Source organism: Streptomyces sp. NPDC051907 (genome assembly GCF_040681075.1).
GTDB lineage: Bacteria > Actinomycetota > Actinomycetes > Streptomycetales > Streptomycetaceae > Streptomyces.
Genome location: NZ_JBFAYB010000169.1, coordinates 1 through 9,285 on the forward strand (window position 1 = coordinate 1; position 9,285 = coordinate 9,285).

At 72.8% G+C, this 9,285-nt stretch carries 9 protein-coding genes and 2 pseudogenes; 8 read left to right on the forward strand and 3 right to left on the reverse strand.

The window, feature by feature from the left end; translation table 11 throughout:
* Nucleotides 1-59 precede the first annotated feature (59 nt).
* The 8 genes and pseudogenes from AB0M39_RS40300 to AB0M39_RS40335 all read left to right on the forward strand — a co-directional run.
* A pseudogene (locus AB0M39_RS40300) lies at nucleotides 60-164 on the forward strand (ROK family protein); the annotation flags it as partial.
* An 86-nt stretch (nucleotides 165-250) separates the two neighbouring features.
* On the forward strand, nucleotides 251-892 hold the full coding sequence (locus tag AB0M39_RS40305) for a type II secretion system F family protein (protein ID WP_365373676.1): 642 nt from the start codon (nucleotides 251-253) through the stop codon (nucleotides 890-892).
* A complete protein-coding gene (locus tag AB0M39_RS40310) occupies nucleotides 889-1,773 on the forward strand; it encodes a type II secretion system F family protein (RefSeq protein ID WP_365373678.1) in 885 nt (294 codons plus the stop codon). Before AB0M39_RS40305 ends, AB0M39_RS40310 begins: the two co-directional genes overlap by 4 nt.
* Nucleotides 1,774-1,818: 45 nt before the next feature.
* On the forward strand, nucleotides 1,819-2,058 hold the full coding sequence (locus AB0M39_RS40315; RefSeq protein WP_365373681.1) for a hypothetical protein: 240 nt from the start codon (nucleotides 1,819-1,821) through the stop codon (nucleotides 2,056-2,058).
* A complete protein-coding gene (locus AB0M39_RS40320; protein ID WP_365373684.1) occupies nucleotides 2,055-2,465 on the forward strand; it encodes a TadE/TadG family type IV pilus assembly protein in 411 nt (136 codons plus the stop codon). The genes AB0M39_RS40315 and AB0M39_RS40320 overlap by 4 nt, the downstream gene beginning before the upstream one ends.
* 2 nt (nucleotides 2,466-2,467) lie before the next feature.
* On the forward strand, nucleotides 2,468-2,917 hold the full coding sequence (locus tag AB0M39_RS40325; protein WP_365373687.1) for a pilus assembly protein: 450 nt from the start codon (nucleotides 2,468-2,470) through the stop codon (nucleotides 2,915-2,917).
* A 2-nt stretch (nucleotides 2,918-2,919) separates the two neighbouring features.
* The gene (locus AB0M39_RS40330; protein ID WP_365373690.1) at nucleotides 2,920-3,384 is read left to right on the forward strand and encodes a hypothetical protein; all 465 of its coding nucleotides are present in this window, start codon (nucleotides 2,920-2,922) and stop codon (nucleotides 3,382-3,384) included.
* Nucleotides 3,385-6,699 carry a LysM peptidoglycan-binding domain-containing protein gene (locus tag AB0M39_RS40335; protein ID WP_365373694.1) on the forward strand — a complete coding sequence of 1,105 codons (3,315 nt, stop codon included), beginning with the start codon at nucleotides 3,385-3,387 and terminating at the stop codon, nucleotides 6,697-6,699.
* A gap of 204 nt (nucleotides 6,700-6,903) precedes the next feature.
* On the opposite strand, the gene AB0M39_RS40340 is transcribed toward AB0M39_RS40335, so the two are convergent.
* The 3 genes and pseudogenes from AB0M39_RS40340 to AB0M39_RS40350 all read right to left on the reverse strand — a co-directional run.
* Nucleotides 6,904-7,254, reverse strand: coding sequence for a hypothetical protein (locus AB0M39_RS40340; protein ID WP_365373697.1), 351 nt, complete (start codon nucleotides 7,252-7,254; stop codon nucleotides 6,904-6,906).
* Between the two features lie 241 nt (nucleotides 7,255-7,495).
* The gene (locus AB0M39_RS40345) at nucleotides 7,496-7,771 is read right to left on the reverse strand and encodes a hypothetical protein (protein ID WP_365373700.1); all 276 of its coding nucleotides are present in this window, start codon (nucleotides 7,769-7,771) and stop codon (nucleotides 7,496-7,498) included.
* 335 nt (nucleotides 7,772-8,106) lie between these two features.
* Nucleotides 8,107-9,285, reverse strand: a pseudogene (locus AB0M39_RS40350) (hypothetical protein); the annotation flags it as partial.

The window sequence follows — 9,285 nt, forward strand, 5'->3', positions numbered from 1 at the left end:
CCCCAGGAGCAGTAAATAAAGCGACTGGTGTCATTGAAGGAGCAAGTGCTCTCCCTTATATTCATAATTTTGATATTCATGCTGAACTAGAAAAACGATTTGGTTTACCTGTTTCTATCGAAAATGATGCCAATTGTGCAGCGCTTGCCGAAGTGAAATTTGGTGCGGCAAAAGGTTTGTCAGATGTTTTGCTTCTTGTGTTTGGAACAGGTGTTGGCGGTTCTGGCTGTTGGGCGCGGCGGTGGCGGGGGTGCCGTGGCTGCTGGCGACCGGTTCGGCGGCGCGGCGGATCGCCAAGCTGGAGGCGCTGGGCGAGTGGACCCAGCGGCTGTCCGATGTGCTGCGGCTCGGCCTGGGGCTGCAGCAGGCTCTCGTCTCCGGTCGGAAGAACGCGCCGCCGGCGCTGCACGGCGAGGTGAGCGAGCTGGCCGACAAGCTGCAGGCCGGATGGCAGGCGAGGGAGGCTCTGGAGGACTTCGCGCAGCAGGTCGACGACGTGACCGCGGACAAGGTGTGCGCCGCTCTCGCGCTGTGCGCGATCGACTCCGGACCGGGCCTTGCCCAGGCCCTGGAGGACCTGGCCGCGTCGGTCCGCGACGAGGTGGCCGCACGCCGCACGATCGAAGCCGACCGGGCCAAGTCCCGTACCGCTGTGCGCTGGATGACGATCATCAGCCTGCTCGTCGTCCTCGCCGGGTTCGCCGTCCCGCACTACACCGCCCCGTACGCCACCGGGCTGGGTCAGCTGGTCCTCGCGCTGCTGGGCGGGGCGTTCGCCGCCGTCCTGGCGTGGATGCGCTCGCTGGCCGGCCACCGGCCGGTGCCCCGGTTCCTCGTCAGCGATCCGCGCAGCCGCGTCAGGCAGCCCGCGGCCCAGGGGGTGTCGCCGTGAGCGCGACGAGCATGCTCGTGGTCTGCGGAGGCGTGGTGGGATCCGGGGTGGCGCTGCTGGTGCGCGAGGCAGTCCCGGCGCCGGCCAGACTCGGCCCGGCGCTGCGCCGGTTGAACCCCCCGAACGATCGCGGCGGCAGTCTCGAGGCGGACCCAGGCGCGGGCCGCAGGCTGGGCGGCGAGTGGCTGGTCGAGCGGGCGCCGGGCCCGCTGCCGCGCGCCCACCTGTTGCTGATCGGACAGGGGCCGGAGCAGTTCCTGCTCACCAAGGCGGGCCTGGCCATGGCCGGGCTGCTGCTGCCGGTCATGGTGGCGGCCGGCTGGGCGCTGATGGGCCTGGGCGTGTCCCCGTTCGTCCCCGGCCTCGTCGGCGTCCTGGCCGCCGTGGCGCTGTGGTTCGTGCCCGACTGGCACGTCCGCGACCAGGCCGCCAAGGCGCGCGTGGAGTTCGCCCACGCCGCAGCCGCCTACCTGGAGCTGGTGGCGATGCGGATGGCGTCGAACGTGGGGGCCGCCCAGGCGCTGCAGGAAGCTGCCCGCGTGGGCCGCGGCTGGGCCTTCACCCGCATCCAGGACGCGCTGCTGCGCGCCCGGGCGCAGAAGTCCTCGCCGTGGGAGGCGCTGGACGACCTCGGCGACCAGCTTCGCCTGCCCGTCCTGGCCGACCTCGCCGACATCATGCGGCTGTCCTCGAACGACGGAGCCGCCGTCTACGACACGCTGCGCGCCCGCGCCAGGAGCCTGCGCACCGAGCTGCTGGCAGGTCAGGCCGCCGAAGCAAACGCGGACAGCGAGAAGTTGAGCGCGCCCGGCGCGCTGCTCGCTGTGATCGTCATGTTCGCCGTCGCCTTCCCCGCCGTCTTGAACTTGATGTTCCTCTGACCGCCCTGTCTGCGGCCGGGCGGTCGACGATCCAGGAGAGATGCAGTGACCGACACACTCAAAGACGCCCCGCTGAAGGCGGCAGTGCACGCCGAGCGGCTGGCCCGCTCGGTGCGCGCGCGGCTGGCAGCCGTCCGCGCGGAAGCCGCCGAGAACAAAGACCGCGGGGACGGACCGATCCCCACCGTCATCATCGTCCTCGCCACCATCGCCGGAGCCGCCCTGATCGCCGGCGGGATGGCCGCGCTGTACGCGAAGTACAGCGGGAAGCTGCTCGGCCCGTGATCAGCGCGCTGCGGTCACGGCTGGGCGAGGACCGGGGAGACGCCGCGATCCAGACCGCGATCGTCTTCCCCGTGGTGCTGGCCCTGTTCGTCACGGGCGTCCAGGCCGTGTTGTGGGGCAACGCCCGCGCCATCGCGCAGACCGCTGCTCGGGAGGGCGTCGCAGCCGGCCGGATGTACGGGGCCACTCCCGTCGACGGCGAGGCCCAGGCCCGCAGCGCGCTGGACCGGCTCGCCGGGAGCAACCTGACCGACCGCGAGGTGTCCAGCGGCGGCAGCACCGCCGAGCGCATTCGCATCCGCGTCTCCGGGACGGCTCTGTCGCTGATTCCCGGGGTGCCGAACTGGTCGGTGCACGCGGACGCCTCCGGCGCCGTCGAGCGGTGGACCGCTCCCCAGGGAGGCTGACCATGGTGCGGCGATCCAGGGGCGGCGACGGGGAACGGGGCAGCGCGCCGATCGAAGCGGTCGTCGTCGTGCCGCTTCTCATCGGCTTCGGCCTGCTGTTCCTGGCCGCTGCCCGCGTCTCCCTGGCCGGGCAGGCCGCGGACATGGCAGCAGAGCACGCCGCCCGCGCGGCGTCCCTGGCCCGGACCCCCGCCGCCGCGCAGGCGAACGCCCGCGAGGCGGCCGCCGCGTCGCTGGCCGGGCAGGACCAGCCCTGCACCACGACCCGTGTGGAGGCGGACACGAGCGGGCTCGCGGCTCCGCTGGGCCAGTTCTCCCACGTCACCGTGACCGTCTCGTGCACGGTCCCGCTCGGCGACCTGGTCTTCCTCGGCCCGGGCGGTCCCGGCGCACGCACCGTCACCTCGTGCTTCACCTCGATCGTCGACGCCCACCGGGAAAGGAGCGGCTGACTATGCGCGACCACCGGCTGCGCAGCAGCTACCGGCGCTTGCGGGCCCGGGACCGGGGCGGCGTGTCCGTCTTCGCCGCGATCGTCACCGTGCCGCTGCTCGCCCTCGGCGGGCTCCTGGTCGTCGACGGCGCCGGCCGGCTCCGCGCGGCGGAGCGCGCCGACGCACTGGCCATGGAAGCCGCCCGGGCCGGGGCCCAGGCCATCGACCCCGCCCGCGCCGTCGAGGGCGACGGCGTGGTCGCCGACCCCGCGGCCGCCACTGTCGCCGTCCAGGCCTACCTGCGCCGGGCCGGAGTCGACGGCAGCGTCGTGTTCGCCGACGGCGGCGCCCGCCTGCAGGTGACGGTCGCCGACGCGTACGACACCAAGGTCCTCGCCCTCGTCGGCGTCTCCCAGCTGGCCGTGACCGGGCACGGCCAAGCCGTCCTGCTGCACGGCGTCACCACTCCTCAGGAAGGCCCCTAGATGGCTCCGCCCCCCTCCCCCGCCCCGCAGCGCCCGGGCGCGGTCGGCGTCGGCGCGCTGCGGGCCGTGGCGTCGGCGGTGCTGCTCCTCGCCCTGGCAGGGTTGCCGTGGCTGCTGTGGGAGGCCACCTGGGCCGCGGCCCCGGACGGCGTGGACGACCTCACGCATCTGCTCTCCCGCCAGGACACCTCCGGCGCGTTCCTGCTGGCGCTCGCCGCGACGGGCTGGCTCGGCTGGGCGAGTCTCGCCCTGTCGCTTCTGGTGGAGATCCCGGCGCAGCTCCGCGGCCGCACCGCTCCCCGCCTGCCTGGCCTCCGCCTGGGACAACGCGCCGCTGCCACCCTCGTCGGCGGCGTCCTGGTCCTGCTGCCCATCGGCACGGCGACCGCCGCCCCCGCGTCCGTGCCGGTCGCGGCCCCTCAGGCGCCGGAACACGAGGGTCCCGCCGCAGCAGACGAGGACGCCGGCCCTGAGGCGGCACGGCCGACGACAGCACAATCGCAGGCGGGTCCTGGGCCGCGTGCCTACACCGTCCGCGACGCACGACCGGCGGAGAGCCTGTGGCAGATCGCGGAGCGCGAGCTCGGCGGCGGCGAACGGTACACGGCCATCGCCGACCTCAACGAGCACCGCACCATGGCCGACGGCAGCGTCTTCCACGCCGACGCACCGATCAAGCCCGGATGGACGCTGCTCCTCCCGCCAGGCCGCACCACTCCCGCCTCGTCTTCGTCCGCCCCCCGGGCGGGGTTCCAACTCCACGGCGCTCTGCGGGAGGACCGGGCTCCGTACACGGTCCAGCCCGGCGACTCGCTGTCCCTGATCGCGCAGCAACAGCTCGGGGACGGCGACGAGTGGCCCGCGCTCTACCGCGCCAACCGGGAACAGATCGCCGACCCCGACCTCATCCACCCCGGTCAGCGACTCGACCTCCCGGCCCGAGCCGAGCCGACTGCGCCCGAGCGGCCCGCCGAGCCCGCGCCCCCGAAACAGCCGGACGCACCTGCCCCGCCTGACCGCCCCGGGGCCGACGCAGGCGTCGGCCGGGAGAGTCCCGACGCGAGCGCAGAGCCGCCGGCCGCGGTCCCGTCGCAGCAGACGCCCGCCCGCCCCGACGAGGCTCCGGACCGCGACGAGGTGCCCCCGCCGCATCCGTCCCCGGCGGAGTCCGGCGGGCCTGAAACGGGCGCCGAGGCAAGCGAGCCGCCGACCGCGGAGGAGCCCGCGGCCGCGGCCGACAGCGCGGGCGAGGACTCTGCGATCACGTCGCACGGGCCGCTCGCCGTCGGGATCGGCGCGCTGTTGGCCGCATCGCTGGCCGGAGCCCTCGGCGTGAAGCGGATCCTGCAGCAGCGCCGCCGCCGGGCGGGCGAGACGATCGCCGTCGACGCCGACCCGAGCGCGCTCGAGCAGGTCCTCAACGCCAGCGCCGCCCCCGACGGCGTGGCTCTGCTGGAGTCCGCGCTGCGGACCCTTGCCCATAACGCCCGCGCCACACGCCGCGAGCTGCCCACCGTCCGCGGCGCGCGCGTCGCCGACCGGTCCGTCCAGCTGGTCCTCGAGGACCCGTCGGCCGAGCCGCTGCCCCCGTTCACCTCCGGCGACGCCCCCGACGTCTGGTCGCTCGACCCGAAGACCCCGCTCCTCGACGACGACGCGGACCAGACGACGCTCGCCCCGTTCCCGGGCCTGGTCACGCTGGGCAGCAGCGACGACGGCGCGCTGCAGCTGGTCGACCTCCTCCGCCTGGGCACGCTGCTCCTCGAAGGCGATCCCGCCGACGTGCTCGCGGTCGCCAGGGCCGTGGCCCTGGAGGCGGGCACCAGCAGTTGGAGCGATCACACCGAGATCCTCACGGTGGGCCTCGGCGCCCGGCTGGCCGGCCTGCTCCCCCAGGGCCGGATCCGCGCCCTGCCGCATGTGCCGTCCGTCATCGCCGACTTGGGCGGCGTCCTGGTGGAGGCGCATCAGCGCAACGCAGACCACGAGAGCGCTCCGCCGCCGCTGCCGTGGATCCTCGTCTGCGCCACCGACGTCGACGCCGAGCAGGCCTGGCAGCTCGCCGACGCGATCTCCGCCGCACGCGAGCTGCCCATCGCGGCGGTCCTGCCCGCCAACGCCGCCACACGACGGGCCTTCCCCGACGCCGAACCGGTCTCGGTCGCGCCCGACACCGCGGTCACTCTGCCCCACGCGGCCGGACCGGTGCGGCTGCAGCGGCTCACCGACGACCAGTACCGCCAATACGTCCATGCGCTGAACGTCGCCGAACAGCCCGCTCAATCCGCCACCGGAACCTGGCAGCTCGCCGAAGACCACGAGCTGGCGGCCGCCGCGCCCCGGCCCGCCCCGGCCCGGCCCTCGGCGCCCGCCACCGCAGCGGCACAGGGCGACGATCTCAGCAGCCCCTTCCCCGCCCTGCTCGCCTCAGCAGACCCGTCCCTCATCCGGCTGCCCCACTCCGCCGCCCCGACCGCTGCCCACAGCGACGAACCGGACCACACGCCTGCCGGCCTCCCAGACGACGCCGCAGAGCCGCCCGAACTCGCCGACGAAGACGCCCACGTCCCGGACGCACCGGAGATCAACGTGCTGGGACCGCTCCAGGTCACCGGGACCGCCGGCTCCGGCCACGGCCCCAAGATCGCTGCCCTGGCCGCGCTCATCCTCCTGCGGCCCGGCCGGACCATCGCAACCCTGTGCTCCGCGATGGACCCGGTCTCCCCCTGGTCCGCCCGCACGCTGCAGTCCCGACTCTCCGAAATCCGCAGCCGGTTCGGATCCGCCCCCGACGGCGCTCCCTACCTCCCCCGGCACAACAACGGCTACGCCTTCCACTTCGGCGTGCGCTCAGACTGGGACCGCTTCCAGCGCCTGGCCGCCCGCGCGCTCGCCGCCGGCCCCACCGCCGGAATCCCGGACCTGGAAGACGCTCTCGGCCTCGTCCGAGGCAGGCCGTTCGACGGCCGGGACTTCCCCTGGGCGGACTCCGTCCAGCAGGAGATGCTCTCCCGCGTCGTCGACGTCGCCCACACCCTCGCCACCTGGCACGCCGAGACCGATCCACCCGACCTGGACGCCGCCCGCCAGGCAGCCTTGCGCGGTCTGGACATCGACGAGACCGCCGAAGTCCTCTACCGGGACTGGATGCACATCGAACGGGCGGCCGGGAACACCTCCGGCGTCCACAAAGCCATCGCCCGCGTCCAACACGTCACCCGCGCCAACGACGTCTCCGTAGATCCCCTCACCGAACAGACCATCGCTCACGTTCTGTCCGACCGGCAGACCCCGGTGCATGCCGGCCAAGGCTGACCTGCGAACCGGAGCCAGCCGGAGAACCGCGTCCCAAGGTCGAGACCAAGCATCCCGGCGGCGCCTCGGCACCGGCGGCGTACGGCGTCCTCGTGGCCGCCGCCAGCTGTGACTGCGGCTGCCTGGCAAGGGCCTCCCTGCCGTCTGGTCGACCGCACCCAGGGGGCGCGGCACTGCCCCAGGGTCGTCGTCCCGGCCAAGGCCTCAGAACGGTCCGCGAAGGATCTCGAACCGTTCCGCGGCGATGAGGCAGGAGACGGGCTCCTGCCCGTTCGCGTCCGCCTCGAACGCAGCCAGCGCGGGCGGCCTTTCACCGAGCTGGCGGGCGACTCGCAGCCACTCCTCAGACGTGGGCATGCGGAAGACCGGATCGTGGAACGTCGACGGGCAGCTGACGAAGGCCGGATCGCTGAAGACCAGCTCCAGTCCATGGTGATAGGTCAGGTCGTACCCTGCGGCCAACCGGAACTGGCCGGCGTCCCAGGCAACGACCTCCCAGTCCCACCAGGAGCCCTCAGGGAGCCGGATCGCAGCGTAGGGGCGTTCGGCTTCCACCGTCAGATCTTATCCTGTTCGAAGAGATCGACAGGCTACACAGACTCTTCATGTCCCAGTCATGTCCCAGCGGACGGCTCAGATCCGGAACTCGAAGACGGAACCTGCGAGCGGGCGCTCAAACGACTCGCGCCTGCGCGCGCTCCTTCTCCGTCGCCCGTGTGCGCACCGCGCAGCCCTTCTCTGCGCATTGCGTACGGAGTGCGAAGCGGTCTTTGCGCCTGTCCGAGCGGGGTGCGCATCAGCCGGTCGCCAGCACGTCGCGGCGCACGTAGGCGAGAAGCTCCTGTGCGGCCGCGTCTCCCGAGGCAGGAGGGCGTCGCCGCCATTCCTCGACGGTCTCCCGCACGGTCTGCGCCACAGCATGGACCTGCTGCGCAAGCAGGTCCTCCAGGGGAGCCACTCCCCCATCGCCAAGGCGCGGCCCGGTGACGACGACGACCCCGTACAGGGCATAGGGCAGTTCCAGCCCGCGCCACGCGCAGGCGAGCGACCACGCCCCCAGATTGCTGCGCAAGCCGACCGAGCGGCCGTTGCCGTGAACGTGGAGCAGTGCGCGCCGACGTTAGAACGCTTCCTCGGGGGCGCCGCCGACGAGGCCGGCCAAAGCGTCCCGTTGCGCATCGGCGTCGGGCAGGAGCACGGGTTCGACGGTCGAGTCCACGTCCATGCGCAACGCGGTGACCAATGGGAGCCCTCGCCTTCGCTGGTCCTGCGGCACAAGGGTGCGCGCGGGCCCGGGCCGGCATCGCGACGGGGGAACACGGCGCCGACCCGGAGCCAACTCCAATCTAGACCGCGCGGCCGCCAGGCGAGCCGGCGTCGCCACCGTGCACGTGCACGGTGTCCGGATCACGCAGGCGATCTCGACAGGGACGCGGAGAGAGCGTTCCAGCGTCGCTCGAAGTCCGGCAGGAACTTGCCTGCGAACTCGGCTGTGATCGGCTGACCGTACTGGGCAGTGACCCCGAGCTCGGCAAGACCCTCGACCACGTCGTCGAGTTGAGGAGTGGCGTGATCCTCGCGCTGGAGCGCCCAGAGCTTGTAGATCCGGAACTCGAGGAAGTAGCGGCGCAGAGTGCTGGGCTTGACCGCCCCTCCCGTACGGCTCAGGATCCGGTGCTCAGCGAGGAACTGCGACAGCTCCGTGTCCTTGGGCTCGCGCCCGTGCCGCTGCCGATACACATCCCACGCCTGGAAGTAGCGGTCGACGACGGTCAGGTGCCCGGCCGCGGCAGGGAGCGGTTCCTCAGTCGGGACCGCGAGGTGCTCTTCGTTCTCTGCGAGTGGCGGAGCAACGGTCCCGTTGGCCTCATCGTCCCCGGTCTCACCGAGGGGTGTGTCGGGTGCGACGGATATCGCAGGCTCCTCAGCCTGCCCGTCCACTGGCTCCTGCCCTCCGTCCGGGCTTCTCTGACCGCTGCGCAGCTCAGATTCGAAGCGGTCACGAAAGGCCGCGAGGCGTCCTGCGAGCGCCTCGGGCGTGAGCGCAGCGGCGCCCGGGCCGCGCGGTCCGTACAGCTCCCGGGTGTAGCGAGCCAACTGCTCCCCGTCGGGGAACTGTCCGTACGCGTGGGCGAACTCGCGCAAGGCGAGGAAGTACGACTCACCCGGTCGTCCTTGGGGCCGCTCGCCGTCACGTGGCTCGGGGATGCCGATCGTGCCATCAGGCTTGGTCCCGTCACGCTGGAACTGGGCCTCCCGGTCCTCCAGGAGGAAGTCCGCCAGCGGCTGCTGATGAGTCTGAGCCCCTACAGACCCGTCGATTTCGTGGCACCGGGCAGGGCGCGTCGCGGCGGACCAGGGACTGGCCTCCGACTCACGGGCGTGCTCAGTCCCCTCCCCCACCTCGTCCGCCGCCGTCACGGCCTGCGGCGCCGAGGCAGGCTGCGCGTCCACGCGCTGCACGGTGGCCGCCAGAGGCGACGGGGGCAGCAGCACCGGGTCCACGCCCGCCGCGGCCAGGCCCGCCGGGGCGGTGTCGGCCAGCGGTACGCCGAACTTCGCCAGCTTCAGCGGCATCAGCGCCTC